20 protein-coding genes are annotated in these 26,372 nt (G+C 60.9%); 13 read left to right on the top strand and 7 right to left on the bottom strand.

Annotated features, from left to right (window positions below; translation table 11 throughout):
* The first annotated feature begins 76 nt into the window (after positions 1 to 76).
* The 6 genes from recC to EXW71_RS18585 all read left to right on the top strand — a co-directional run bounded on the left by recC (position 77) and on the right by EXW71_RS18585 (position 11,729).
* Positions 77 to 3,529, top strand: a complete 3,453-nt coding sequence (gene recC, locus EXW71_RS18560) for an exodeoxyribonuclease V subunit gamma (RefSeq protein ID WP_134660266.1) — start codon at positions 77 to 79, stop codon at positions 3,527 to 3,529.
* Complete coding sequence (gene recB, locus EXW71_RS18565; RefSeq protein WP_134660265.1) at positions 3,526 to 7,200, top strand: exodeoxyribonuclease V subunit beta; 3,675 nt, start codon at positions 3,526 to 3,528, stop codon at positions 7,198 to 7,200. The genes recC and recB overlap by 4 nt, the downstream gene beginning before the upstream one ends.
* Positions 7,197 to 9,257, top strand: coding sequence for an exodeoxyribonuclease V subunit alpha (gene recD, locus EXW71_RS18570; protein WP_134660264.1), 2,061 nt, complete (start codon positions 7,197 to 7,199; stop codon positions 9,255 to 9,257). Before recB ends, recD begins: the two co-directional genes overlap by 4 nt.
* 150 nt (positions 9,258 to 9,407) lie before the next feature.
* Positions 9,408 to 9,974 carry a YfiR family protein gene (locus EXW71_RS18575; protein ID WP_134660263.1) on the top strand — a complete coding sequence of 189 codons (567 nt, stop codon included), beginning with the start codon at positions 9,408 to 9,410 and terminating at the stop codon, positions 9,972 to 9,974.
* Entirely contained in the window at positions 9,971 to 11,233 is a 1,263-nt protein-coding gene (locus EXW71_RS18580; RefSeq protein ID WP_134660262.1) for a diguanylate cyclase domain-containing protein, read from the top strand. Before EXW71_RS18575 ends, EXW71_RS18580 begins: the two co-directional genes overlap by 4 nt.
* 4 nt (positions 11,234 to 11,237) lie before the next feature.
* On the top strand, positions 11,238 to 11,729 hold the full coding sequence (locus EXW71_RS18585) for an OmpA family protein (RefSeq protein WP_134660261.1): 492 nt from the start codon (positions 11,238 to 11,240) through the stop codon (positions 11,727 to 11,729).
* A 256-nt stretch (positions 11,730 to 11,985) separates the two neighbouring features.
* On the opposite strand, the gene EXW71_RS18590 is transcribed toward EXW71_RS18585, so the two are convergent.
* The gene (locus tag EXW71_RS18590; RefSeq protein ID WP_134660260.1) at positions 11,986 to 12,933 is read right to left on the bottom strand and encodes a LysR family transcriptional regulator; all 948 of its coding nucleotides are present in this window, start codon (positions 12,931 to 12,933) and stop codon (positions 11,986 to 11,988) included.
* A gap of 129 nt (positions 12,934 to 13,062) precedes the next feature.
* On the opposite strand from EXW71_RS18590, the gene EXW71_RS18595 reads away from it, so the two are divergent.
* Together EXW71_RS18595 and mmsB are read left to right on the top strand one after the other, a co-directional pair.
* Positions 13,063 to 14,580, top strand: a complete 1,518-nt coding sequence (locus tag EXW71_RS18595) for a CoA-acylating methylmalonate-semialdehyde dehydrogenase (RefSeq protein ID WP_134660259.1) — start codon at positions 13,063 to 13,065, stop codon at positions 14,578 to 14,580.
* A 15-nt stretch (positions 14,581 to 14,595) separates the two neighbouring features.
* Complete coding sequence (gene mmsB, locus EXW71_RS18600) at positions 14,596 to 15,483, top strand: 3-hydroxyisobutyrate dehydrogenase (RefSeq protein ID WP_134660258.1); 888 nt, start codon at positions 14,596 to 14,598, stop codon at positions 15,481 to 15,483.
* 108 nt (positions 15,484 to 15,591) lie between these two features.
* On the opposite strand, the gene EXW71_RS18605 is transcribed toward mmsB, so the two are convergent.
* Positions 15,592 to 15,936, bottom strand: coding sequence for a cupin domain-containing protein (locus tag EXW71_RS18605; protein WP_003230905.1), 345 nt, complete (start codon positions 15,934 to 15,936; stop codon positions 15,592 to 15,594).
* A gap of 239 nt (positions 15,937 to 16,175) precedes the next feature.
* Between EXW71_RS18605 and kynB the strand changes: the two genes are divergently transcribed.
* Together kynB and kynA are read left to right on the top strand one after the other, a co-directional pair.
* The gene (gene kynB, locus EXW71_RS18610) at positions 16,176 to 16,826 is read left to right on the top strand and encodes an arylformamidase (RefSeq protein WP_134660257.1); all 651 of its coding nucleotides are present in this window, start codon (positions 16,176 to 16,178) and stop codon (positions 16,824 to 16,826) included.
* Positions 16,823 to 17,680 carry a tryptophan 2,3-dioxygenase gene (gene kynA / locus EXW71_RS18615; protein ID WP_015885870.1) on the top strand — a complete coding sequence of 286 codons (858 nt, stop codon included), beginning with the start codon at positions 16,823 to 16,825 and terminating at the stop codon, positions 17,678 to 17,680. The genes kynB and kynA overlap by 4 nt, the downstream gene beginning before the upstream one ends.
* A 243-nt stretch (positions 17,681 to 17,923) precedes the next feature.
* Here the strand turns inward: kynA and EXW71_RS18620 are convergent, their stop codons facing one another.
* From EXW71_RS18620 to antA, 4 genes are all read right to left on the bottom strand, one after another.
* Positions 17,924 to 19,321 carry an amino acid permease gene (locus EXW71_RS18620; RefSeq protein WP_134660256.1) on the bottom strand — a complete coding sequence of 466 codons (1,398 nt, stop codon included), beginning with the start codon at positions 19,319 to 19,321 and terminating at the stop codon, positions 17,924 to 17,926.
* A gap of 70 nt (positions 19,322 to 19,391) precedes the next feature.
* Positions 19,392 to 20,399 (bottom strand): anthranilate 1,2-dioxygenase electron transfer component AntC, encoded by a 1,008-nt coding sequence (gene antC, locus EXW71_RS18625; protein ID WP_134660255.1) that lies wholly within the window; start codon positions 20,397 to 20,399, stop codon positions 19,392 to 19,394.
* Positions 20,400 to 20,476: 77 nt separating this feature from the next.
* A complete protein-coding gene (antB, locus tag EXW71_RS18630) occupies positions 20,477 to 20,968 on the bottom strand; it encodes an anthranilate 1,2-dioxygenase small subunit (protein WP_134660254.1) in 492 nt (163 codons plus the stop codon).
* Positions 20,968 to 22,359, bottom strand: a complete 1,392-nt coding sequence (antA, locus tag EXW71_RS18635; RefSeq protein ID WP_134660253.1) for an anthranilate 1,2-dioxygenase large subunit — start codon at positions 22,357 to 22,359, stop codon at positions 20,968 to 20,970. Before antA ends, antB begins: the two co-directional genes overlap by 1 nt.
* A gap of 505 nt (positions 22,360 to 22,864) precedes the next feature.
* On the opposite strand from antA, the gene EXW71_RS18640 reads away from it, so the two are divergent.
* A complete protein-coding gene (locus EXW71_RS18640) occupies positions 22,865 to 23,848 on the top strand; it encodes a helix-turn-helix domain-containing protein (RefSeq protein WP_134660252.1) in 984 nt (327 codons plus the stop codon).
* Positions 23,849 to 23,946: 98 nt separating this feature from the next.
* On the opposite strand, the gene EXW71_RS18645 is transcribed toward EXW71_RS18640, so the two are convergent.
* Positions 23,947 to 24,822 (bottom strand): LysR family transcriptional regulator, encoded by an 876-nt coding sequence (locus EXW71_RS18645; RefSeq protein WP_134660251.1) that lies wholly within the window; start codon positions 24,820 to 24,822, stop codon positions 23,947 to 23,949.
* A 114-nt stretch (positions 24,823 to 24,936) separates the two neighbouring features.
* On the opposite strand from EXW71_RS18645, the gene EXW71_RS18650 reads away from it, so the two are divergent.
* The gene (locus EXW71_RS18650) at positions 24,937 to 26,064 is read left to right on the top strand and encodes a muconate cycloisomerase family protein (protein WP_134660250.1); all 1,128 of its coding nucleotides are present in this window, start codon (positions 24,937 to 24,939) and stop codon (positions 26,062 to 26,064) included.
* A 12-nt stretch (positions 26,065 to 26,076) separates the two neighbouring features.
* On the top strand, positions 26,077 to 26,367 hold the full coding sequence (gene catC / locus EXW71_RS18655; RefSeq protein WP_123715913.1) for a muconolactone Delta-isomerase: 291 nt from the start codon (positions 26,077 to 26,079) through the stop codon (positions 26,365 to 26,367).
* Positions 26,368 to 26,372: the final 5 nt, after the last annotated feature.

Here is a 26,372-nt window from a genome sequence, read left to right on the forward strand (position 1 = left end):
ATGCGAAGGGCCTCATCGAAGACACCTTCAATGCTAAAGTCCACGCCTTGATTTTGCTTTTTCCAAGGAAGCCGTTATGCCGCAAGCGACGTCCCTCAGCGCTGGATTCATGGTGGTTCACGGCAATCGCCTGGATGAACTGCGCAGCCTGGTGGTCAGTTGGATGCGCCGCTATCCTCTGGCGCCCCTGGAAAACGAGATCGCCCTGGTACAAAGCAACGGCATCGCCCAGTGGCTCAAGTTGGCCCTGGCTGAAGATCCGGAAGATGACGACATGGGCGGCTGCGGAATCGCCGCCGCAATCGATGTACAGCTTCCCGGCAGCTTTATGTGGCAGCTTTACCGTATGGTCCTGGGCCGTGACGAAATCCCGCCTAAGTCCCTGCTCGATAAAGCCCCGCTGACCTGGCGTCTCATGCGACTCTTACCTGAACTCATCGATCAGCCGCATTTCGAGCCGCTACAGCGCTTCCTTACCCACGACACGGATTTGCGCAAACGCTACCAACTCGCCGAGCGCCTGGCCGATCTGTTCGACCAATACCAGGTCTATCGCGCCGACTGGCTGGAAGACTGGGCTGCCGGCCGGCATCAACTGCGCAACGGACGAGGCGAATCCAAGCAGCTGAATCCCGCCAATTGCTGGCAAGCCGAATTATGGCGTGCGTTGTTGCTGGATGTGGGTGAGGAGGGCATGGCCGAAAGCCGTGCAGGCGTTCACCAGCGTTTCATCGAGCGCATCAATACGCTGGAGACGGCTCCTAAAGGTCTACCGTCCCGGGTGATTGTTTTCGGGATTTCATCGCTGCCCGCCCAAGCACTGGAAGCACTCGCAGGTCTGGCACGCTTCAGCCAGGTGTTGCTGTGCGTTCACAACCCGTGCCGTCACCACTGGTCCGACATCGTCGCTGACAAAGACCTGCTGCGTAACGAATACAAACGCCAGGCGCGCAAAGCCGGCATGCCGGTCACGATCGATCCGCAAAGCCTGCATCAACATGCACACCCGTTGCTCGCCGCCTGGGGCAAACAGGGCCGTGACTACATCAGCCTGCTGGACAGCTACGACGACCCCAACAGCTACCGCGCGGCATTCCGCGACGGTCGCATCGACCTGTTCAGTGAAAGTGAACCCTGCACCTTGCTTAATCAACTGCAGGACGACATTCTCGAACTGCGCCCGCTCAATGAAACACGCGAGCTGTGGCCTGCTGTCGACCTGGAGCACGATACGTCAATCCGCTTCCACATCGCCCACAGCGCCCAGCGCGAAGTGGAGATTCTCCACGACCAACTGCTGCAACGCTTCAGTGCCGATCCCACACTGCGCCCCCGCGATATCATCGTCATGGTCCCCGACGTTGACAGCTACGCGCCGCACATTCGCGCGGTATTCGGACAGCTTGAACGAAATGACCCACGCTTTATCCCCTTCACACTCACCGATCAGGGCCAACGGGGTCGCGATCCTCTGTTGATCGCCGTCGAGCACCTGCTGAAACTCCCCGACAGCCGCTTCCCCGTCAGCGAAATCCTCGACTTGCTCGACGTTCCCGCCTTGCGCGAACGTTTCTCGATCAAGGAGCGCGACCTGCCGACGCTGCACCGTTGGATCGAAGGCGCCGGTGTCCGCTGGGGGCTCAACGCCGAGCAGCGTGCCGGCCTCGGTCTGCCAAACGAGTTGGAGCAAAACAGTTGGCGATTTGGCCTGCGCCGCATGTTGCTGGGGTACGCGGTCGGCACTGGGGCGGCCTGCGACGGCATCGAGCCCTATGATGAGATCGGAGGTCTGGACGCCGCTCTGATTGGCCCGCTGGTTGCCTTGCTTGACGCACTGAGTGATGCGCATCACGCGCTCTCGCAACCTGCCGCTCCCCAAGAATGGGGCGAGCGCCTGCAACGCCTGATGCAACGCTTCTTCCTGGCCAGCAGCGAACATGACGAGTACCTATTGAGCCAACTTGAACAACTCCGGGAGACCTGGCTGGAGACCTGCGAGTCCGTCGGTCTACATGATGAGTTGCCTCTCACCGTCGTCCGTGAAGCCTGGTTGGCCGGCCTTGACCAAGGTCGTCTGTCCCAGCGCTTTCTCGCCGGCGCTGTCAATTTCTGCACGCTGATGCCCATGCGTGCGATCCCGTTCAAGCTCGTCTGCCTGCTCGGCATGAACGATGGCGATTACCCACGCGCCCAACCGCCGCTGGACTTCGACCTGATGGGCAGCGACTACCGTCCCGGTGACCGTTCACGTCGTGAAGATGATCGTTACCTGCTGCTCGAAGCGCTGCTGTCGGCCCGCGACCAGCTCTACATCAGTTGGGTGGGCCGCAGCATCCGTGACAACAGCGACCGCCCGGCCTCGGTACTGATCGGCCAACTGCGTGATCACCTCGCCAGTGGCTGGCAGAACGCACAGCCACAAACACCACTTATCGAAGCGATGACCCAGGAGCACCCGCTCCAACCCTTCAGCGCCCGCTACTTTCATGAAGGCGACGCGCTGTTCAGCTACGCCCGCGAATGGCAGTTACTGCACGAAACGCCTGACGCCGTGGCACAAGAATACGAACTGGCTGCGCACCAACAAGAAGAGCCCCTGAGCCTCGGCCAGTTGCAGGACTTCCTGCGCAACCCGGTCAAACATTTCTTCAGCCAACGTCTGAAAGTGTTCTTTGAAGCCGCCGAAGTGCCGTTGGCCGATGAAGAGCCCTTCGTCCTCGACGCACTGCAACGCTACAACCTCAGCGACAGCCTGCTCAACGCCGCACTGGTTCGACCCGATCATGTGGACCAAGCCCTCAATGCCCAAGCCCAGCGCCTGCAAGGTAGTGGCATGCTGCCCATGGTCGGTTTCGGCGAGTGCCTGCGTAACGAATTGATCGAGCCCTTACCCGGCCTGCTGCAACGCTATCAGCAACTGCTGGCTCTCTGGCCCACGCCGCACACGGGGGCAGAGCCGGTCAGCTTTGAGCACCAGGGCATTCAATTGGAGGGCTGGATCAGCGGCCTGCACCGACGCAGCGATGGTGGACTGTTAAGCGTCACGACGATCCCCAACAGCATCGGTTCGATCAAGACGCGTAAGTGGCATCGCCTGATTCGCCCGTGGGTCAATCATGTGGTGGCCTGCGCCTGCGGTCTTTCACTCAGTACAGGTCTGGTGGCAAGCGACGACACCTTGCTACTTGCCCCGCTGGATCAATCGGCAGCTCGGGAAATCCTCGGCAACCTGCTGCTGGCCTGGCACACCGGCATGCGAAAACCGCTCCCGGTGGCCGTTAAAACCGCGTTCGCCTGGCTCGGCCAGACCGATCCCGCCAAGGCCCAAGCGGCTGCAAGCAAAGCCTACGAAGGCGACGGTGTGACCCACGACGGTGAGCGCCGCGAAACCCCGGCGCTCACCCGACAATTTCCCGATTACGCAACGCTTATCGCCAGCGAAGAATTCGAAGGTTGGTGCGAAACCCTGTACCGCCCACTGATCAACGCCCCATGGCGATCGCTGACCAGCTCGGAGGCCGGCGCATGAGCAGCAAACCCTTGGCCCTGGCCTTCCCGCTCAAAGGTAGCCAACTGATCGAAGCCAGTGCCGGCACCGGCAAGACCTTCACCATTTCCGCCCTGTACCTGCGCCTGGTACTCGGCCACGGTGACGAAGAGTCCGGCTTCGGCCGTGAACTGTTGCCACCGCAAATCCTCGTCGTGACGTTCACCGACGCCGCGACCAAAGAGCTGCGCGAACGTATCCGCATTCGCCTGGCCGAAGCTGCGCGCTTCTTTCGCGATGAAATCGAGCAACCGGATGCGCTGATCGCCGACCTGCGCGACCAATACCTGCCCGAGCAGTGGCCCGCCTGCGCCAATCGCCTGGATATTGCTGCGCAATGGATGGACGAAGCTGCCGTCTCGACTATCCACAGTTGGTGCCAGCGTATGCTGCGCGAGCACGCCTTCGACAGCGGCAGCCTGTTCACCCAGACCCTGGAAACCGACCACAGCGACCTGCTTGGCGAAGTGCTGCGCGATTACTGGCGGTTGTTCTGCTACCCGATGCACGGCGACGCACTCAACTGGGTGCGCAACCACTGGGGAGGCCCGGCGGCACTGATGCCACGGGTACGCGCGCTGTTCGGCAGCGAACGGCCGACGGACGAAACCCGCGAGCCGGCTGAGCTGATCAACGCCTGCCTGCAAGAACGCCGCGAAGCGCTGATACAGCTCAAATCGCCCTGGCAACAATGGGCTGCCGAGCTTCGCGATATCTGCTTGCAAGCCGTGGCTGACAAAGCCGTCGATGGCCGCAAGATGCAAGCCCGCTACTTCGAGCCCTGGTTTGAAAAAATCAGTGCCTGGGCCGCGGACGAAACCCTCGAACAACTCGACATCGGCACCGGCTTCACGCGCCTCACACCCGAAGGTATGGCCGAAGCCTGGAAGGGCGAGCCACCGCGCCACCCAGGCATTGACGCGATGGCCGGTCTCAAGGCCGCCCTCGACGCGCTGCCAACCCCTGATGCTGCCGTGTTGCAACACGCGGCCGGCTGGGTAGGCAAACGCTTCGAAGATGAGAAGCGCCGACGTGCCGAAATGGGGTTCGACGACATGTTGATCCGCCTCAACGCCGCCCTGCACGCCGAAGGCGGCGAGCGCCTGGCCAGCGTGATCCGCGAGCAGTTCCCGGTGGCTCTGATCGATGAGTTCCAGGACACCGACCCGGTGCAATACAGCATCTTCGACAGCATCTACCGTATCGAAGAAAACCATCTCGACAGTGGCCTGTTCCTGATCGGCGACCCCAAACAGGCGATCTACGCGTTCCGCGGCGCCGATATCTACACCTATCTGCGTGCCCGCCAGTCCACCACCGGCCGCCACCACACCCTGGGCACCAACTTCCGCTCCAGCCACGCGATGGTCGAGGCGGTGAACCACGTGTTCCAACGTGCGGAAATCGGCCGTGGCGCATTCCTGTTCCGCGAGCCGAATGGCGACAACCCGGTGCCGTTCCACTCGGTGCTGTCACAAGGCCGCAAGGAGCAATTGCAAGTCGATGGGCAGACACTGCCGGCGATGAACCTTTGGCACCTGCCGACCGATCAACCGATTTCCAATGCGGTGTATCGTCAGCAACTGGCGGCCGCCTGTGCCACGCATATCGTTGCGTTGCTCAATGGCGGGCAACAAGGCAGCGTAGGCCTCCTGCAACCGGACGGCAGCTTCAACGGTGTGCTCCCGTCAGACATCGCCATCTTGGTACGCGACGGCAAGGAAGCCCAAGCCGTACGCGCCGAATTGGCTGCCCGTGGCGTGCGCAGCGTGTATCTGTCGGACAAAGACTCGGTCTTTGCCGCCCAGGAGGCCCACGACCTGCTGGCCTGGCTCAAGGCATGTGCCGAACCTGACGTCGAGCGTCCGCTGCGGGCGGCATTGGCCTGCGTCACCCTGAACCTGTCGCTGCATGAACTTGAACGTCTGAACCAAGACGAACTGGCGTGGGAAACCCGCGTCATGCAATTCCGCGGCTACCGTGCGATCTGGCGTACCCAAGGCGTGTTGCCGATGCTGCGACGCCTGCTCCATGATTTCAAACTGCCGCAAACCCTGATCGCTCGTAGCGATGGTGAGCGTGTGCTGACCAACCTGCTGCACCTCAGCGAATTGCTGCAACAGGCTGCGTCGGAGTTTGACGGTGAACAGGCGCTGATCCGCCATCTGGCCGAACACCTGGCGCTATCCGGCCAGGCTGGCGAAGAGCAGATCCTGCGCCTGGAAAGCGATGAGCAACTGGTCAAGGTCGTGACCATCCACAAGTCCAAAGGGCTGGAATACGACTTGGTGTTTCTGCCCTTTATCTGTTCGGCCAAACCGGTGGATGGCAGCCGTTTGCCGCTGCATTATCACGATGAAAGTGGCAAAGCCCAGGTAAGCCTGCGGCCGACGGCCGAGTTGATCGCCCAGGCCGACGACGAACGCCTGGCCGAAGACCTGCGCCTGTTATACGTCGCCCTGACCCGTGCCAAACACGCTTGCTGGCTCGGTATCGCCGACCTCAAGCGCGGTAACAACAGCAGCTCGGTGATGCACCTGTCCGCGTTGGGCTATCTGCTCGGCGCAGGGGCTTCCCTGGGCGAATCCACCGCGCTGGCGCGCTGGCTGCTGGACGTGCAGGCCGGCTGCGCCGCCATCCACTACGGCCACGTGCCCGAAGCGCAAGCCAACATGTTCCACCCGCCACGCAACGAAGCCACCTTGCTCGCGCCGTTGCTGCCAAAGCGCAAGGCTGCCGAAAACTGGTGGATCGCTTCCTACAGCGCTTTAAGAATTGGCGACAGCATGAGCGCCGTCAACCTTGAAGCACCGGAAAGCCCACAAGCCCAGAAACTGTTCGACGACGAACGCCTCGACCCCGACGCACCGCGTGAAGTCGCGGCGTCTGGCGGCGACATCCACCGTTTTCCACGCGGCCCGAACCCTGGGACTTTCCTCCACGGCCTGTTGGAATGGGCGGGGGAGGAGGGCTTCAATGTGACCCCCGAGGCTATTGAAAAAGCTGTGGGCGCGCGCTGTAACCGGCGTAACTGGGAGGGCTGGATAGTCACCCTCAGCGGCTGGCTGGGCCAGTTACTGCAGACACCGCTTGCGGTGGATAACGATCTGGTCACGCTCAGCAGCCTGCAGCACTACCAGATCGAAATGGAGTTCTGGTTCGCCAGCCACAAGGTTGACGTGCTCGCACTCGACAAGCTGGTGTGCCAGTTCACCCACAACGGCGCCTCTCGCGTGGCCGCCGAACCGGTATTGCTCAATGGTATGTTCAAAGGGTTTATCGACCTGACGTTTGAGCACGCCGGCCGTTATTACGTGGCGGATTACAAATCCAATTGGCTTGGCCCCGACGACTCGTCCTACACCTTTGAGGCCATGGAACAGTCGATCCTGGAGCATCGGTACGACCTGCAATACGTACTTTACCTGCTTGCCCTGCACCGCCAGTTGAAGGCCCGGCTACCGGATTACGACTATGACCGTCACATCGGCGGTGCGCTGTATGTGTTCCTGCGCGGCACTCAATCTGCAAGCAAAGGCGCGTATTTTACCCGGCCGCCACGGGAACTGATCGAAGGCCTGGACCTGTTGTTCCAGGGCAAGCCCATCCCGCCCAAGGTTGAGCCTGCCTGGGAACAAGGAGTTCTGCTATGAGCCTGTCACCGCTACCGCTTGAGGAGCTGCTGCCCCTTAACCGCGCCAGCGACCTGGTGCAACTATTGGAGCGCTGGGTGGAGCGCGGTTGGTTGCGCGCCTTGGACAAAGCGTTTGTCGGCTTTCTGCACGAGCTCGACCCACAGGCCGACCCTCTGGTATTGCTGGCGGCGGCGCTGACGAGTCACCAACTGGGCCATGGTCACGTGTGCCTCGACCTGTTCGAAACCCTCAAGGCGCCCGACTTTGCCCTGTCATTACCGCCCGAAGGCGACGTGCAAACCGGCGCCATGCTGCTGCCGTCGCAATTGCTGGACGGCCTTGACGGCACTCACTGGTGCCATGCACTGGCTGCCAGCCATTTGGTTGCATTGGCGGTTGATGGCAGTGAGGCTGCCCACAGTCGCCCGTTGGTCCTGTCTGGCACGCGCCTGTACCTGCGGCGCTACTGGGTCTACGAGCGGCGCATCGACACGGCGCTGCGCCTGCGGCTGGCAACTGAGGAAAGCATCGCCGCCGATTTGCCGCAACGCCTGGATCGCTTGTTTGACCAACCCCCACCGGACGGCGTGATCGACTGGCAAAAACTCGCCTGCGCCCTGGCCACTCGTGGAGCCTTCAGCATCGTCACCGGCGGCCCGGGCACCGGTAAGACCACCACCGTGGTGCGTCTGCTCGCGCTGTTGCAGGCACCGGCCGTCGAGACCGGCAACCCGCTGCGCATCCGCCTGGCTGCGCCTACCGGTAAAGCGGCTGCGCGCCTGACCGAATCCATCAGCCAACAGGTACTGTCGCTGAATGTGCCGAGCAGCGTGCGGGAAAAAATCCCGACCCAGGTGACCACCGTTCACCGTCTGCTGGGCAGTCGTCCCGGCACCCGGCACTTCCGTCATCACCTTGGCAACCCGCTGCCGCTGGATGTGTTGGTGGTGGACGAAGCCTCGATGATCGACCTGGAAATGATGGCCAACCTGCTGGACGCTTTGGCGCCTCATGCCCGGTTGGTCTTGCTGGGTGACAAGGATCAGTTGGCCTCGGTGGAGGCGGGCGCTGTACTCGGTGATCTGTGCCGTGACGCCGAAGCGGGCTGGTACAGCCCCGATACCCGCCAATGGCTGCAAGCCGTCAGTGGCGAAGACCTTGGCACCAGTGGCCTGTTGGAAGACGTCGATGGCAGCCATCCGTTGGCCCAGCAAGTGGTCATGCTGCGCTATTCGCGGCGGTTTGGTGAGGGCAGCGGTATCGGCCAACTGGCGCGTTGGGTTAACCAGCAGAATGCCGAAGAAGCGCGCAACCTGCTGGCCGCGCGCAGTCACGATGACCTGTTCTGCCTCAGCCTCAAGGGCGAGCACGACCACGCCTTGGAGCGCCTGGTGCTGGACGGGCAGGGCGATGAGGCCCATGGTTATCGCTATTACCTCAACCTGTTGCGCAGCGCGCGGCCGGCCCTGGACACCCCACGCGAATCCGCCGCCTGGACCCATTGGGCGCAACAACTGCTGCAAGCCTTCGACGCCTTTCAACTGCTCTGTGCCGTGCGCAAAGGCCCATGGGGCGTGGAAGGACTGAACCTGCGCATCACCGCCGCGTTGCGCAAAGTGCGACTGATCGAAGGTGACGACCCATGGTACGAAGGTCGTCCGGTGCTGATGACCCGCAACGATTACGGCCTGGGCTTGATGAACGGCGATATCGGCATCGCCCTCAAACTGCCTGAAAGCGACGGCGGCCCACAGGTATTGCGCGTGGCCTTCCCACGTAACGATGGCCAGGGCGGTGTGCGTTTTGTACTGCCCAGCCGTCTGAATGATGTGGAAACCGTGTACGCCATGACTGTGCATAAATCCCAGGGTTCGGAATTCACTCACACCGCGCTGATCCTGCCGGATACGCTGAACCCGGTGCTGACCAAGGAATTGATCTACACCGGCATCACCCGTGCCAAGCGTTGGTTCAGCCTGATCGAGCCCCGTGGCGGTGTGTTTGAAGAAGCGGTGCGACGTAAGGTCAAGCGCTTGAGCGGGCTGATGCTGGAGTTGGACGCTGGGGCTGAATAAGCTGACTATCGAGTCATGAAATATTTCCAATTCAACGCCGGGATTTTTCTGGAAAAATAGCGAAGCCCGCGTAGGTCTTGCTTCGTAGGGATATTCGCCGCTGTGCTATCGTTGCGGCATCACCTTGAAAATACCTGAGAGAATCGCCGCATGAACGTGGCTGTACGGTCCACAGCGCGCAGTTTGAGCTGGAGACGCATGTTGCTGGTGGCGGTGCTGTGCCTGCTCGCGCCGTCTGTATTTGCCCAATCGCCCAGCCCGGCAGATAACCGCGCCCAGGCAGTCACCCAAGTGGTACTCGGCATCCTCAGTTATGCGCGCTGGCCGACGGAGCCTGCGCAACTGCGGTTGTGCATCGTCGGCCCCACCCAGTACACCGACGACCTGATAAAAGGCACCACCCAGGCCACCGGTCGTCCGGTGGTGGTGCGACGCCTGCTGGCCGATCATCCCGATATCGTCAGCGCATGCGACGCCGTGTACATCGGCAAACTCAGCGTCGATGAGCGCACTCGGCTGTTTACCTCATTGATCGGTCACCCGGTGCTCAGTATCAGTGAAGGCGGTGACCAATGCACCGTGGGCAGCCTGTTCTGTCTGCGTGTAGGCGATGAACAGGTGTCGTTCGAGGTCAACCTGGACTCCGTCGCACGCAGCGGCGTGCGCATTCATCCCAGCGTGTTGCAGTTGTCCCGGCGCCGAGCACCTGCGCCATGACCTCTGTTAAAGCGCGACCAACGCTGCGTTCCGTCATCGGCCGTGGGCACCTGATCCTGGCGTTGGTGGCGGTGACCCTGGCCAGTGTGTCCCTGACCCTGCTCGGGGTGCTGGCACTGCGGGTGTACGCCGAGCACAACCTGCACCTGATCGCCCGTTCCATCAACTACACCGTGGAAGCGGCGGTGGTGTTCAACGACAGTGCCGCCGCCACCGAAGCCCTCAGCCTGATCGCTTCCACCGAAGAGGTGGCCCAGGCTGAAGTCTTCGATGCCAATGGCAAGTTATTGGCGCAATGGGTACGCCCGGAAACAGGCATGCTGTCGCAGATTGAACTGGTACTGGCGCACACCCTGCTCGAACAACCCATCAGCCAGCCGGTCCTGCACCAGGGGCGAACCGTCGGCAGCATTCATGTGGTCGGCCACGGCGGCAGCCTGCTGCGCTTTTTGCTCAGCGGCCTGGCCGGCATTCTGATTTGTACCGCCCTCAGCGCCTGGGTAGCACTCTACTTGGCGCGACGCTTGTTACAGGGCATCACCCAACCGCTGCAAAGCCTTGCCGCCGTGGCCCACGCCGCCCGCAGCGAGCGCGATTTCGACCGCCGTGTGCCACCGGCGCAGATCGCCGAGCTCGACAGCCTGGGCGCCGACTTCAACGCCCTGCTCGGCGAGATGGAAGCGTGGCAGAACCACCTGCAAAGCGAAAACGAAACCCTTGCCCACCAGGCCAGCCATGACAGCCTGACCGGCCTGCCCAACCGGGCTTTCTTCGAAGGCCGCCTTATCCGTGCCCTACGCAGCGCTGCCAAGGTCAATGAGCGTGTAGCGGTGTTGTTTCTCGACAGTGACCGCTTCAAAGACATCAACGACAACTTTGGCCATGCCGCCGGCGATGCCGTGCTTGTGGCCGTCGCCGAGCGTGTGCGCGCGCAATTACGTGAGGATGACTTGGTGGCGCGCCTGGGCGGCGATGAGTTCGCGATCTTGCTGGCACCCTTGCATAAGGCCGAAGACGCCCAGCGCATTGCCGACAAGATCACCGCCAGCATGGACGTACCGATCCCGCTGCCGGGCGATACCCAGGTGGTGACTTCCCTCAGTATCGGCATTGCCATTTACCCCGAGCATGGTGCCACTCCGGGCACCTTGCTCAATGCCGCCGACGCGGCGATGTACCAGGCCAAACGTTTGTCGTCGGGCGGCCAGCAAGCGGCGGAGCCGGAGAGCCCCGTCGTCAACGTTCAACACAGGAGTTGATCCCTTGTTCTCTAATGCGCGCATTCTGTTTATCACTTTACTGGTGGCCTTTTTAGCCCTCGGCGGCTGCCAGACGGCGCCACCCAAAGGCCTGAGCCCGGCACAAATCGCTGTGCTTAAACAGCAGGGTTTTGAGCTGACGGACGAAGGCTGGGCGTTCGGCCTGTCGGGCAAAGTGCTGTTCGGCAGCGACGTCGAAAGCCTCAACAAAGCCAGTACCGACATCGTCGAACGCATCGGTAAGGCCCTGGTGGGCGCGGGAATTAACCGTGTACGCGTAGACGGTCACACCGACGCCTCGGGCAAGGAACCTTACAACCAGCAGCTGTCCCTGCGCCGCGCCAAAAGCGTGGGCAAAGTGCTGACGGGCGTAGGTATGAAGGAAGAAAATATCCAGCTGCGCGGCCTGGGCAGCAGCGAGCCGGTAGCGCCGAACGACACGGTAGCGGGACGTACCGAGAATCGGCGGGTGTCGATTGTGGTGATCGCGGACTGAGCGTCTTCACCCGTTTCAATCTGACATGCGAACAATATGAAGAAGGGGCTTGCCTCGATGGCAGTGGATCAATTTGTAGCTGATCCACCGTAACCGGGAGCAAGCCCCTCTCACATTTGAATCGCAGTGCGCTTGAGGCTGTGTTCGCCTGACGGCCCGCCCGGCGTCGAATGGTGATGGCCAGGCTCATGAGGCGTCGCTTTTTCGCAATCGCTGAGCCTGGTTGAAATGGGTGAGCTTGGATAAATGGCCCCCTTTAATCCGCGAACTTTATCTCCCGCGTCTCCCCCATCAACAACCCCTGATTCTGCTCCGTCACCTCCCTGATGTAGTCCCACAACAAGGTAATCCGTTTCAACTTCCTCAGATCCTCCCGGCAGTACATCCAGAACTGTCGCGTAATCGCAATCTGGTCCCCCAACACCGGCAGCAATCGCGGGTCCTGCGCTGCCAGAAAGCACGGCAATATCGCCATTGACCGCCCTTGCTGTGCCGCCACGTACTGCGCAATCACGCTGGTGCTGCGCAAACTGGCGCTGGCGCCGGGCACCACGTTGGCCAGGTATAACAGCTCCGAGCTGAACGCCAAGTCATCCACATAGCTGATAAACGGATGCTCAGCCAGGTCCGTGGCTTTGCTGATCGGCGGGTGTTGGTCGAGGTATTCCTGGGTTGCGTACAGCTGCAGTTTGTAATCGCACAGTTTGCAGCACACATACGGGCCGTGTTCCGGGCGCTCCAGGGCGATGACGATGTCGGCTTCACGTTTGGACAGGCTGATGAAGTGAGGCAGCGGCAGGATATCCACCGAGATCGCCGGGTAGGTATCGACGAAGTGGCTCAACTGCGGGGTGACGAAGAAGCTGCCGAAACCTTCGGTGCAACCCATGCGTACATGCCCGGACAGCGCCACGCCGGAGCCGGAAACCTGCTCGCAAGCCATGTGCAGGGTGCTTTCGATGGACTCCGCGTAGCCCAGCAAACGCTGGCCTTCGGTGGTGAGCACGAAACCGTTGGTCCTGGATTTTTCGAACAGCAGGGTACCGAGCGACACTTCCAGTGAACTGATGCGCCGCGACACCGTGGTGTAGTCCACCGCCAGGCGCTTGGCGGCCACGCTGGCTTTGCGGGTGCGGGCCACTTCGAGGAAAAACTTCAGGTCATCCCAGTTCAGGGAGCCCAGCGAGGTGATGTTTTTTTGCATGTTGGTCCGGCTTTTATGTGCGTTCTTATTAGAGATTTGCACATCTATACTCCAAAAACAGTCCGAACGCCTCATTTCCAAGGCGATTCACGCGCCTTGTCTCTGCATAACTACAAGATTGGAGACCACATGAACGCTTCCGCCGATATTTCCGTGCAACAGGTCAAATTGCTGATCAATGGTGAGTGGGTCGAGTCCGAGACCACCCAGTGGCAAGACATCGTCAACCCGGCCACACAGCAAGTGCTGGCCAAAGTCCCGTTCGCCACCGCTGATGAAGTCAATGCAGCCATCGACGCCGCCCACCGCGCCTTCCAGACCTGGAAGCTGACGCCGATCGGCGCACGCATGCGCATCATGCTCAAGCTGCAAGCACTGATCCGCGAACATTCCAAGCGCATCGCCGTGGTGCTCAGCGCCGAGCAGGGCAAGACCATTGCCGATGCCGAGGGCGATATTTTCCGTGGTCTGGAAGTGGTTGAGCACGCGTGCTCCATCGGCACTTTGCAGATGGGCGAATTCGCTGAAAACGTCGCCGGTGGCGTCGATACCTACACCCTGCGCCAACCGATCGGCGTATGTGCGGGCATCACCCCCTTCAACTTCCCGGCGATGATCCCGCTGTGGATGTTCCCGATGGCGATCGCCTGCGGTAACACTTTCGTACTCAAGCCGTCCGAGCAGGACCCGCTGTCGACCATGCTGCTGGTGGAGCTGGCGTTGGAAGCCGGTGTACCGGCCGGTGTGCTCAACGTGGTACACGGCGGTAAAGATGTGGTGGATTCGCTGTGCACTCATAAAGACATCAAGGCCGTGTCCTTCGTCGGGTCGACCGCTGTGGGCACTCATGTGTACGACCTGGCGGGCAAACACGGCAAGCGCGTGCAGTCGATGATGGGCGCCAAGAACCACGCCGTGGTGCTGCCGGATGCCAACCGCGAACACACGCTTAATGCGTTGGTGGGAGCCGGTTTCGGCGCGGCGGGCCAGCGTTGCATGGCTACTTCGGTGGTGGTGCTGGTAGGGGCGTCCAAGCAATGGCTGCCGGATCTCAAGGCGCTGGCGCAAAAGCTCAAGGTCAATGCCGGCAGCGAGGCGGGCACCGATGTGGGCCCGGTGATTTCCAAGCGTGCCAAGGCGCGCATCCTGGAACTGATCGAAAGTGGCGTGAAAGAAGGTGCCAAGCTGGAGCTGGACGGTCGGGACATCCAGGTGCCGGGCTTCGAGCAAGGCAACTTCGTTGGCCCGACCCTGTTCTCGGGCGTGACCACCGATATGCAGATCTACACCCAGGAAATTTTCGGCCCGGTGCTGGTGGTGATCGAAGTCGCAACCCTCGATGAAGCGATCGCACTGGTCAACGCCAACCCGTTCGGCAATGGCACCGGCCTGTTTACCCAGAGCGGTGCGGCCGCGCGTAAATTCCAGAGCGAAATCGACGTGGGCCAGGTCGGCATCAACATCCCGATCCCGGTGCCGGTGCCGTTCTTCAGCTTCACCGGTTCCCGCGGTTCCAAGCTCGGCGACCTGGGCCCGTACGGCAAGCAAGTGGTGCAGTTCTACACCCAGACCAAAACCGTGACGAGCCGCTGGTTCGACGATGACACGGTCAACGATGGCGTCAACACCACCATCAACCTGCGCTGATTCCGGGAGACGACCATGAAGATTGCATTTATCGGCCTGGGCAACATGGGCGCGCCGATGGCCCGCAACCTGATCAAGGCCGGCCACGCGCTGAACCTGTTCGACCTGAACCAGGCGGTCCTCAAGGAATTGGCCGAACTGGGTGGCACCATCAGCGATTCACCGCGTGATGCGGCTAACGGCGCTGAGCTGGTTATTACCATGCTGCCGGCGGCGGCTCATGTGCGTAGCGTTTGGCTGAATGAAGACGGCGTGCTGGCCGGTATCGGCAAAGGCGTACCGGCAGTGGACTGCAGCACCATCGACCCGCAGACCATCCGTGATGTAGCGGCTGCGGCGTCGAAGCAAGGTGTAGCCGTCGCCGACGCCCCAGTCTCGGGCGGCACCGGTGGCGCCAGTGCTGGCACCCTGACGTTTATGGTGGGGGCCACCCCGCAATTGTTCGCCACCCTGCAACCGGTACTGGCGCAGATGGGTCGTAACATCGTGCATTGCGGTGACGTCGGCACCGGCCAGATCGCCAAGATCTGCAACAACCTGCTGCTGGGCATCAGCATGGTCGGCGTCAGCGAAGCCATGGCGCTGGGTGATGCGTTGGGCATCGACACCCAGGTGCTGGCGGGAATCATCAATAGCTCCACCGGACGCTGCTGGAGTTCCGACACCTACAACCCATGGCCGGGCGTGATCGAAACCGCGCCGTCGTCCCGTGGCTACACCGGTGGATTTGGTGCCGACCTGATGCTCAAGGATCTGGGCCTGGCCACCGAAGCCGCGCGCCAGGCGAAGCAACCTGTGATCCTGGGCGCCGTGGCCCAGCAGTTGTATCAATCGATGAGCCAGCGCGGCGAAGGTGGCAAGGATTTCTCGGCGATCATCAACAGCTATCGCAAGCCCGAATAAACACTGTGGCGAGGGAGCTTGCTCCCGCTGGACTGCGTAGCCGTCCCATCTTTGGGACCGCCTAGCGCTCCAGTGGGAGCAAGCTCCCTTGCCACACCGTGTTAAAGCTCAAGCAAACACAAAATACTTACGCACTGTCTCCACCACTTCCCACGTCCCCTTCATCCCCGGCTCTACCACGAAGATATCCCCAGCCCGCAGGTGAATCGGCTCCATGCCTTCCGGGGTGATCACGCAGTAGCCTTCCTGAAAGTGGCAGTATTCCCACTTCACGTACTCCACGTACCACTTGCCCGGAGTGCAGATCCAGGTGCCCATGATCTTGCTGCCGTCCTCGCTGGTGTAGGCGTTGAGGTTGACGGTGTGCGGGTCGCCTTCGAGTTTTTCCCATTTGCACGCGTCCAGGACCGGCAAGGGATGGGTGTCGCGCAGAACGGTGATGGGCTTGGACATGATGACTCCGAGGCAAGGAATGGAAAGATCCACCCTAAGGCCTTGGGCGTCGCGCCAGTGGTCTGAACTCGACATCGGGATGCCCAGAAGCGCAGGCGTGTTTATTTGATATATCCCAGCGTCAATCGGCCATTTCCTCGCAGTAAGTGCGAAAGATTTCCGGCCTTGCGCCAGAATTCGCAAGAAAATTCGCAGCAGGCCCTCGTATCATTCACCCCATAACGAGTGAGAGCCCTGCAATGAACCCAATAAAAACGTGGTGGGATATCAGCCCGCCCTTGAGCACGGCGACCCCGACCTGGCCGGGCGACACGCTGTTCCAGGAAGAGCGCGTATGGCAGTTCGGCCCGGAGTGCCCGGTGAATGTGGGACGCGTGACCTTTTCGCCGCACACCGGCGCCCATGTGGATGCACCGCTGCACTACAGCGCGGATGGCGCGCCGATTGGCGAGGTGTCGCTGGAGGTGTACATGGGGCCGTGCCGTGTTTTGCATTGCCTGGGCAGCGGCGCGCTGGTGCTGCCGCATCAGTTGGACGGTCGTGTGGATAACTTGCCGGAGCGCGTGCTGCTGCGCACTTATCCACAAGCGCCCCTGACCGAGTGGGATTCGGACTTCACCGCCATTGCCCCGCAGACCATCGAGTTGCTGGCCAGTCTGGGTGTGCGCCTGATCGGTATCGACACCCCGTCCCTGGACCCGCAACAGTCCAAGACCATGGATTCCCATAACGCCGTGGCCCGCCATGGCATGGCGATTCTCGAAGGCATCGTGCTCGATGACGTACCGGAGGGCGACTACGAGTTGATCGCCCTGCCGCTGCGTTTTGCCACCCTCGATGCCAGCCCGGTCCGCGCAATCCTGCGCCCGCTCAAGGAGCCCACGCGATGAGCCAATGCCCGTTCTCTGCTGATTATCAGCCGCCTGAAGAATGGCACAACGCCGAACTGAATTTCTCCGAGTCCATGAGCTACGGCGATTACCTGGACCTGGGCAAAGTCCTCAGTGCCCAGCACCCGCTGTCGCCGGACCACAACGAAATGCTCTTTATCATCCAGCACCAGACGTCCGAGCTGTGGATGAAACTGATGCTCCACGAACTCAAGGCCGCCCGCGAACACGTGCGCCTGGGTGAACTGCCGCCGGCGTTCAAGATGCTGGCGCGGGTATCGCGGATCTTTGATCAACTGGTGCACGCCTGGGCGGTGCTGGCGACGATGACGCCGTCGGAGTACAAGGCGATTCGCCCGTTCCTTGGCCAGTCGTCCGGGTTCCAGTCGTTCCAGTACCGCGAGATCGAATTTATCCTCGGCAATAAAAGCGCCGCGTTGTTGCGACCCCACGCTCATCGGCCGGAGCTGTTGAACGAGTTGAAAGTGGCGATTGCCACGCCGTCGCTGTATGACGAGGCGATCAACCTGATGATCAAGGCCGGCCTGGCTATTGATCCGAAACGCGCCGAGCGCGATCCGACGGCGGCGACGGTGCATGATGAGTCCGTGGAAGCGGCGTGGCGCGAGGTGTATCGCGACCCGAACCGTTATTGGGACCTGTATCAGTTGGCCGAGAAGTTTATCGACCTGGAGGACTCGTTCCGTCAGTGGCGCTTCCGTCATGTGACCACAGTGGAGCGGATCATCGGTTTTCAGCCGGGCACCGGTGGCACGGAAGGGGTGGGGTATTTGCGCAAGATGCTCGACACGGTGCTGTTCCCCGAGTTGTGGCGAGTGCGCTCAACGCTCTAAACAAAAAGCCCCGGATGACCGGGTAATGCCAGTCGGTTGAGGATGAGCATAGTCACTGTGGCGAGGGAGCTTGCTCCCGCTGGGCCGCGAAGCGGCCCCAGCTTTGAAAAGACTGGGCCTGCTACGCAGTCCAACGGGAGCAAGCTCCCTCGCCACAGGTTACTCGTTGTCCGCTCTATCGCTTAACTGACTGGCCGGATGACCGGGGCTTTTTGTTGGCGGAACACTTCCTTTGCAGGGGATTTATGCGGTCACGGTTTTCGCGTTTTTCATCCGCAACCGATACGCCACGTAGATGATCCCCACCCACACCGGCATCGCATACACCGACTCGCGAATGCCTGGAATCGCCAGCATCACGCTGATGATCATCAGCATGAATGCCAGGCACAGGTAATTGCTGAACGGGAACCAGAAGGTCTTGAACGACGGCGTCAGGCCTTGTTCGCCCATGGCCTTGCGGAATTTGATGTGGGTGATGCTGATCAGCGCCCAGTTGATCATCAGCGAGGCAACCACCAGAGCGAACAGCAACTCCAGCGCACTCTTCGGTGCCACATAGTTGACCACCACGCACAGCATCGTCACCAACGCCGAAATCGCCAGGGCCCGAATCGGTACGCCTTGCTTGTTCAGCTTCATCAGCGCCTTGGGCGCATCGCCTTGCTCGGCCAGGCCGAACAGCATGCGGCTGTTGCAGTACACGCCACTGTTGTACACCGACAGCGCCGCGGTCAGCACCACGAAGTTGAGGATGTGCGCGGCGGTATCGTTGCCGATCAGCGAGAAAATCTGCACAAACGGGCTGCCGCTGTAGGCATCGCCTGAAGCGCCGAGGGTTTGCAGCAGTTGGTCCCATGGGTACAGCGACAGCAGTACGGTCAGGGCGCCGACGTAGAAAATCAGAATCCGGTACACCACCTGGTTGATGGCTTTCGGAATCACTTTGCGCGGCTCACTGGCTTCAGCGGCGGTGATGCCCACCAGCTCCAGGCCACCGAACGAGAACATGATGAAGGCCATGGACATCAACAGCCCCATGCCGCCATTCGGGAAGAAACCACCGTGGCTCCACAGGTTACTGATGGACGCCTGCGGGCCGCCGCTGCCACTGAACAGCAGGTAGCAGCCGAGCACGATCATGCCGACAATTGCCACCACCTTGATGATCGCGAACCAGAACTCGGCTTCACCGAAGAACTTCACGTTCAGGGTGTTGATCAGGTTCACCGCCACGAAGAACACCAGTGCACTGACCCAGGTCGGGATCTCGGGCCACCAGAACTGGATGTATTTGCCCACCGCCGTCAGTTCGGCCATACCCACCAGCACGTAGAGCACCCAGTAGTTCCAGCCTGCCAGGAAGCCTGCGTAACCGCCCCAGTATTTGTGGGCGAAGTGACTGAAGGAACCGGCCACCGGCTCTTCGACGATCATCTCGCCGAGCTGGCGCATGATCAGGAACGCGATAAAACCGGCAATCGCGTAGCCGAGGATCATCGACGGTCCCGCCGACTTGAGCACTCCGGCCGAGCCGAGGAACAACCCCGTACCGATGGCCCCTCCCAAGGCGATCAACTGAATGTGCCGGTTCTTCAGGCCACGCTTGAGGCCTACCGGGTTAACCATGTCATCCGCCATTAACATTCCCTTCTACTTGTTTTTCTTAGGGTAAGTGCACGCCGCATCTGCCCCTCAGAAGTACTGAGGTTCAGATATTACTCTGCGTAAACTTTTCGTAATACAGCTGAACGTCGTTAAGCGCCTGATCCGTCAGCCATTGTTGGACGGATTCGACCATTGGAGGGGGACCGCACAGGTACATATCCGCCGATCTGTCCCGCAATTCGGCCAGGTCGAAATGCTCGGTGAGGTAGCCGCGCTTGCCGGGCCACTCGGGCGAGGGGTCACTCAATACCTCGGTGTAGCGAAAGTCAGCGATTTTCGAGGCGTAGCCCTGGATACGCGCCGCTTCGCACAAATCCTCGGCCCCACGCACGCCGTAATACAGGTGCACCGGTTGCTCACAGCCGTTGGCCGCCAGCTCATCGAGCATGCCCAGCAAGGCCGACAGCCCGGTGCCGCCTGCCACCAACACCAAGGGCTTGGTTACATGGCGCAGGTAGAAGGCGCCGAGTGGCGCCTCCATCAACAGCTCATCGCCCACCTGGCAACGCTCGCGCAGGTAGTTGCTCATCACCCCATCGGGCAACAGGCGCACCAGGAATTGCAGTTGATTACCCGGAAGGTTGGCAAAGGAATACGAGCGCCAGCTGTGTGTGCCAGGTACGGACAGGCGCGCGTACTGGCCTGGCAGAAAATCCAGCGCCTGATCCAACTGCACCTGCAGGATCGCCGTACTGGTCGACACCTGCTGCACCGCGCTCACCGTGCCACGTACCTGCACCGGGCCCGGCGCATTGCACAGGCTCGAATCAAAGTCGAAGTAGAACGTCGCGTCGGACTTCACCCGCGTCTGGCAACTGAGCATCTTGCGTTGTTGCAGGTCCAGGCTGGAGAGGGCTTCCTCATCCACATAATCCTGGCTGTAGTCGCCGGACTCGCAACGGCCCTGGCAGGTGCCGCACACGCCTTCGCGGCAATCCAGCGGGATCTTGATACCGTTACGCAGCGCCGCATCCAGCAGGATTTCATTCGCGCCCACCGGGAAAAACAGCGTCTTGCCATCGGCAAAACTGAACGCCACTTTGTGATTCATCCACCATTCTCCATGGATTTATATGTGACCCCTTGTAGGCGCGAGCAAGCTCGCTCCTACAGGGGAGTGCGCCACCGTTAGAGGTGATAGAAATCCAGCACCGAGTTGATGGTGTCGTTAAGCAGCAACGCGTGCTTGCGGGTGATCAACCAGCTGTCGCCATCGGGTTTCAGGCGATAGGTGGCGTGGCCGTAAAACTGCTCCGACGTGGCCAGGCGATAAAACAGCGTGTGCCAGTTCAGTCGCACCTCCAGCGTCCCATCCGCCTGCTCGGCAATCCGCACGTTATTGATCAGGTGCAGGGTGCGCGGCATCGGCGTCGCCGAAGCCGCCTTGCCGGTGCGCAAGCGGAACACTCGGTCTTCCAGGCCCGAACGGTTGGCGTAGTAGATCAACGACATCTCCCGCTTAGGATCGCGGGTATAGACGTGTTCCGAATCCCACTGCGGCAGGTGGAATTCGCTTTGCAGGTCGAACAACTGCACATAGGCGTCCCAATCCTGAGCGTCGCACAGCTCGGATTTACGGTAGAAAAATTGCTCGATCCGGTACTGCAATTGGGCATCCATCACTTCACCTCCCGCAGCTTCAGCGCTTGTTGATCGAGGCCGTTGAGCAGGAACTGCTGCCAGTTGCGGTGCTGGTTCACATACAAGCCTTCGTGGGTGAACTCGGTGCCGGTCATGGCCGGGCGGATACCGATGGCTTCGCTGTTGGGCGTTGGCCCGGTTTCCCAACGATGGCTGCCACGGGAAATATCGCTCCAGCGCTCCAGGCGGCCCTGGAAACCGCGCTGTGCTTCGCGGAACTCCACCAGGTCATCCGGCGTACCCATGCCGGACACGTTGAAGAAGTCTTCAAACTGGCGGATGCGGTTTTCACGGTCGGCGTCGGTTTCGTTCTTCACCCCCAGGCACTGGCTGATGATCTCGGTCTTGTTCCACGCCACCGGGCGGATGATGCGCAGCTGCGAGCTGATCTGGTCGAGGAAGAACAGGCTCGGGTAGATATTCAGGTTACGCAGGCGGTGCATCATCCACTCGGCCTTTTGCTGGCCGTGTTCGGACACCAGGCGCGGCATGATGGTGGCGTAGCCGGAGCGCACGCTGGGGTTGGGCATATCGCTGAACAGCACACTGTGGCCATTGTTGAAGGCGAACCAGCCGTCGTCGGTATTCGCATCGCCGGCGCCGAGCTTGCTGTAGTCCAGGGTGGCGGCAGACCCGCTGCCGTTTTCAGTGTTCACCTGCTGGCGATGCTGCACCGTGGCCACGTAGTTGTAGTGCACGGTGCTGACGTGATAACCGTCCAGGCCGTTTTCGTTCTGCAGTTTCCAGTTGCCGTCGTAGGTGTACGCAGATTTGCCCGGCAGCACTTCCAGTTCTCCGGTGGCGGACTGGGCGACCATCATGTCGAAGAACACCTTGGCGTCGCCGAGGAAATCTTCCAGGCTGTCGCTGCCGTTCACGTCCAGGCTGATAAACACAAAGCCCTTGTAGCTCTCGATGCGCGCCTTTTTCAGGCCGCGGGTGGCCTTATCGAAACCTTCCGGGTATTCCCCCGGCGCCTTGACCTTTACCAACCGGCCGTCGCTCTTGTAGCACCAGGCATGGAAAGGGCAGGTGAAGGTGGATTGGTTGCCCTTGCCGACCCGCGTAAGGGTGGTGCCGCGATGCTGGCAGGCGTTGATCAATGCATTGAGCTGGCCTTCGCCATCGCGGGTGATGATCATCGGCTGACGCCCGGCGCGCAGGGTTACGAAATCGTGCTTATTGGCCAGCTCGCTTTCGTGGCAGGCGTAGATCCAGTTCTTTTCGAAGATCAGTTCCATCTCCAGGTCGAACAGTTCCGGCTCGGTGAACATGTCGCGGGCGATGCGGAACACTTCATCCGCCGGACGAAAATCCAGGCAGCCTTCAATAAACGTTTTCCACTGCTCGACACTTCTTGCACCACTCATGGGAGGCACCTTTTTTGACAGGGCTAATCGGTTAATGCCAGTCAGTTAAGAAGGAGAAAGGCTAAAAAGTAACCTGTGGCGAGGGCGCTTGCTCCCGCTGGACTGCGCAGCAGTCCCATTCTTTGTAAACAAAGAGCGGGGCCGCTTCGCGGCCCAACGGGAGCAAGCTCCCTCGCCACACATACAGCGTTCACCCTTAACTGACTGGCATTAGAGCTAATCGGTGGTTTATTAGAGGCAGCGGGGCAGGGCGTGGGCTATCCGCTTAGTGGGTGATCCTGCTCCGGATAATTGGGCAGCAAATACCCAACCCGGTGCATAGCGGTGACGGGATGCGCTACTGTCTTGCGGGGCGATGGTCGCAAAAGTCGGCTTCTTATCCACTTAGTCGACCATTGTTATCCACCCGCTGGCAATTGCGCCGGCGTGGCGCATTACTTGCTGTCAAACAACAACGACGCGCCGCCAGAGCGCGCAACAGCCTAACCGCCGTGGGTGCACCCTGATGAGCAGCCAAACGATTCAACGCTTCGACCTGGAAGGCGCCTGCAGCTGGATGTCCGGTATTTGCGGGCCGCATCGACTGGTAACGGCCACGCCCGAACGCCTGCGGTTCCATCACAGCGCCAATGTGCTCAAGTCCCGCGCCACCACCCTGGGCGTGATCGAGTACGGCACGGATGTGACCATCGACATCGAAGATGCCGAGCACTTCAGCAGCTATAGCCTCAGCCTGCCATTGGTGGGCGAGCAAGAGTTGAGCAAGAACGGTGAGCGCCTGAGTTCCAATCGTGACCAAGGGGTGATCATCTCGCCCAACGAGCATCAGGTGCTGGCGATTTCCGGTGACTGCCGCAAGTTGCAGGTCGTGATTACGCGGGCGGCGATGAGTGAGTCACTCGAGGGCTTGCTGCAACGGCCGATTGAAGCGCCGCTGCGCTTTGAGTCGGTGATGGACGCGGTGGAAGGCGCCTCGGCGTCCTGGTGGCGCATGGCGCGTTACTTCATTGCGGAGCTGGAACACAGCAGCGAATTGTATGACCAGACGGCGTTTACCCGAGACCTCGAAAGCTCGTTGATCAAAGGGTTGATCCTGGCCCAACCGAATAATTATTCCGAAGAGCTGCGCGACGTGCTCGGCGTGAAACTGCCGCACTATCTGATCCGTGCACGCCAGTACATCCACGACAATGCCCGTGAAGCCGTGCACCTGGAAGACCTGGAAATCGCGGCGGGTGTCTCTCGGTTCAAGCTGTTCGATGCCTTCCGCAAGTACTTTGCCCTGTCGCCCATGGCCTATCTGAAGAAGCACCGGCTGGGGGCTGTGCGCCAGGAAATCCTGGAACACGGTGCTACCCGTACCATTTCCGAAATCGCCTTGGGCTGGGGCTTTACCCACCTGGGGCGGTTTTCCGCGGAGTACCGCAAACTGTTCGACGAGTCGCCGAGCCAGACCCAGCAGCGCAACGATGCACGCCGCCACCGCTGACCCTGTCGGAGCGGGCTTGCTCGCGAAAAACGTTAACGATGACGCAGGCTCCCTGGATGAATGCGGCGCCCTCGGGTTTTTCGCGAGCAAGCTCGCTTCTACAGCAACTCTTCCACCAGTTGCAGGCAATGAGTGAGCCCCGGCGACTGGTCATTTACCCGCCGGCTGAGAATGATCGGCGAGGTCGCGGTGGTTTCCACTATCGGCGTGTAACCGATATCGGCGCGGTGCAACACCTGCACCGAGGCCGGCACCAGCGTCACGCCCATGCCGGCGCCAACCAGGCCGATGGCGGTCTGCAATTCGTTGGTCCACTGTGCGACCTTGAGGCTCAAACCATGGGCGTCGAACAACGCGATCACATGGTCGGCATAGCTGGGACGCGGGTTGCCGGGGTAAAGCACAAAAGGCTCGGCGGCCAATTGAGCGAGGGTCGCGGGTGCGGCGAGCAGCGGGTGGCCGGCAGGCAGCACGGCCACCAGTCGATCTTCCACCAGCACGCGCTGGACGATAGCCGGGTCATCGATGCGAATGCGCCCGAAGCCCACATCAATGCGCCCGGCCTTGAGGGCTTCGACCTGTTGCAAGGTAGTCATCTCCGACAGCCCCAACTCCAGCTCCAGCGTCTCGTGATTGCGCAGCCGTCGGATCAACTCCGGCAGTACGCCATACAGGGTCGACGGCGCAAAACCGATGCCCAGCCAGGTCTTCTCGCCCTGGCCGATGCGCCGCGTGTTGTCGCAGACCGTGTTCAACTGCTCCAGCAGCACGTTGGCGTGCTCATAGAAAAACCGCCCGGCTTCGGTCAGCCGCAGCGGTCGGCCGCGCTCCAGCAGGATGACCCCCAGTTCCTCTTCCAATTGCTGGATCTGCCGACTCAGTGGCGGTTGGGCAATGTGCAGGCGTTCGGCGGCGCGGGTGAAGTTCAGGGTTTCACCCAGTACCTGGAAATAGCGCAGATGACGCAGTTCCATGTCGGCTCCTTTCATACCTTTATGGTATTGATCGAGACTAATTCTATATTGGAACCCAATAAAATTGCGGGACAGAATCGGCTCAAACCAATAAAGAACCCAGTGGGTATAGTCATGCCGATTTGTACCATCGAGTCGATCGAAACGATCATCGTCGATCTCCCGACCATCCGCCCGCACAAGCTGGCAATGCACACGATGCAAAACCAGACCCTGGTGGTCATCCGCCTGCGTTGCACCGACGGCGTCGAAGGCATCGGCGAAGCCACCACGATTGGTGGCCTGAGCTATGGCAACGAAAGTCCCGACAGCATCAAGGTCAACATCGACCGGCATTTCGCACCGCTGCTGATCGGCCAGGACGCGAGCAATATCAACGCCGCCATGCTGCGCCTGGAGCGCAGCATTCGCGGCAACACCTTCGCCAAATCCGGCATCGAAACGGCCTTGCTCGACGCCCTGGGCAAACGTCTCAACCTGCCGGTCAGCGAACTGCTCGGCGGCCGCGTGCGTGATGCCTTGCCCGTGGCCTGGACCCTGGCCAGCGGCAATACCGAGCTGGACATTGCCGAGGCCGAGAAGATGCTCGACCTGCGTCGTCACCGCCTCTTCAAATTGAAGATCGGCGCGGGTGAGGTGGACCGCGACCTGGCCCATGTGATCGCGATCAAAAAGGCCTTGGGTGATCGCGCCAGTGTGCGAGTCGACGTCAACCAGGCCTGGGACGAAGCCGTGGCCCTGCGCGCGTGCAAGGTGCTGGGCGATAACGGTATCGATCTGATCGAACAACCCATCTCGCGCAACAACCGTGGCGGCATGGCGCGGCTCAACCTGTCGAGCCCGGCGCCGATCATGGCCGACGAGTCTATCGAGTGTGTGGAAGACGCCTTCAACCTGGCCCGCGAAGGTGCGGCTTCAGTGTTCGCCCTGAAGATTGCCAAGAACGGCGGCCCCCGTGCCGTGTTGCGCACCGCTGCGATTGCCGAAGCGGCAGGTATCGGCCTGTATGGCGGCACCATGCTTGAAGGGGGGATCGGCACCCTGGCCTCGGCCCATGCCTTTCTCACGCTGAACAAACTGGCGTGGGGCACCGAGCTGTTCGGCCCGCTGTTGCTTACCGAGGACATCCTTGCCGAGCCACCGGTGTATCGCGATTTCCAACTGCATGTCTCCACCGCACCGGGCCTGGGCCTGACCCTCGACGACGAGCGCCTGGCGTTCTTGCGTCGTGACAAACACTAAGAGGTGCCTGCCATGTTGTTCCACGTAAAAATGACCGTAAACCTGCCGTTGGACATGAACCCCGAACGCGCAGCCGGCCTGAAGGCCGAAGAGAAAGCCTTGGCGCAGCGCCTGCAACAAGAGGGCAAGTGGCGCCACCTGTGGCGTATCGCCGGGCACTACGCCAACTACAGCGTGTTCGATGTCGACAGTGTGCAGGCGCTGCACGACCTGCTGATGCAATTGCCGCTTTTCCCCTACATGACCATCGAAGTGAACGCCCTGTGTCGTCACCCATCGTCGATCCATGAGGACGACCGTTAAGCCTG

It is taken from the genome of Pseudomonas sp. BCA17 (genome assembly GCF_004519405.1).
Taxonomy (GTDB): domain Bacteria; phylum Pseudomonadota; class Gammaproteobacteria; order Pseudomonadales; family Pseudomonadaceae; genus Aquipseudomonas.

Bases quoted from the DNA above. Each gene is read 5' to 3' on its own strand.
- kynA (WP_015885870.1), top strand. From the start codon at position 16,823: ATGAGCCAATGCCCGTTCTCTGCTGATTATCAGCCGCCTGAAGAATGG.
- EXW71_RS18640 (WP_134660252.1), top strand. From the start codon at position 22,865: ATGAGCAGCCAAACGATTCAACGCTTCGACCTGGAAGGCGCCTGCAGC.
- EXW71_RS18575 (WP_134660263.1), top strand. From the start codon at position 9,408: ATGAACGTGGCTGTACGGTCCACAGCGCGCAGTTTGAGCTGGAGACGC.
- EXW71_RS18620 (WP_134660256.1), bottom strand. From the start codon at position 19,321: ATGGCGGATGACATGGTTAACCCGGTAGGCCTCAAGCGTGGCCTGAAG.
- EXW71_RS18645 (WP_134660251.1), bottom strand. From the start codon at position 24,822: ATGGAACTGCGTCATCTGCGCTATTTCCAGGTACTGGGTGAAACCCTG.
- recB (WP_134660265.1), top strand. From the start codon at position 3,526: ATGAGCAGCAAACCCTTGGCCCTGGCCTTCCCGCTCAAAGGTAGCCAA.
- recD (WP_134660264.1), top strand. From the start codon at position 7,197: ATGAGCCTGTCACCGCTACCGCTTGAGGAGCTGCTGCCCCTTAACCGC.
- EXW71_RS18590 (WP_134660260.1), bottom strand. From the start codon at position 12,933: ATGCAAAAAAACATCACCTCGCTGGGCTCCCTGAACTGGGATGACCTG.
- EXW71_RS18580 (WP_134660262.1), top strand. From the start codon at position 9,971: ATGACCTCTGTTAAAGCGCGACCAACGCTGCGTTCCGTCATCGGCCGT.
- kynB (WP_134660257.1), top strand. From the start codon at position 16,176: ATGAACCCAATAAAAACGTGGTGGGATATCAGCCCGCCCTTGAGCACG.
- antA (WP_134660253.1), bottom strand. From the start codon at position 22,359: ATGAGTGGTGCAAGAAGTGTCGAGCAGTGGAAAACGTTTATTGAAGGC.
- antC (WP_134660255.1), bottom strand. From the start codon at position 20,399: ATGAATCACAAAGTGGCGTTCAGTTTTGCCGATGGCAAGACGCTGTTT.
- EXW71_RS18605 (WP_003230905.1), bottom strand. From the start codon at position 15,936: ATGTCCAAGCCCATCACCGTTCTGCGCGACACCCATCCCTTGCCGGTC.
- recC (WP_134660266.1), top strand. From the start codon at position 77: ATGCCGCAAGCGACGTCCCTCAGCGCTGGATTCATGGTGGTTCACGGC.
- EXW71_RS18595 (WP_134660259.1), top strand. From the start codon at position 13,063: ATGAACGCTTCCGCCGATATTTCCGTGCAACAGGTCAAATTGCTGATC.
- catC (WP_123715913.1), top strand. From the start codon at position 26,077: ATGTTGTTCCACGTAAAAATGACCGTAAACCTGCCGTTGGACATGAAC.
- antB (WP_134660254.1), bottom strand. From the start codon at position 20,968: ATGGATGCCCAATTGCAGTACCGGATCGAGCAATTTTTCTACCGTAAA.
- mmsB (WP_134660258.1), top strand. From the start codon at position 14,596: ATGAAGATTGCATTTATCGGCCTGGGCAACATGGGCGCGCCGATGGCC.
- EXW71_RS18650 (WP_134660250.1), top strand. From the start codon at position 24,937: ATGCCGATTTGTACCATCGAGTCGATCGAAACGATCATCGTCGATCTC.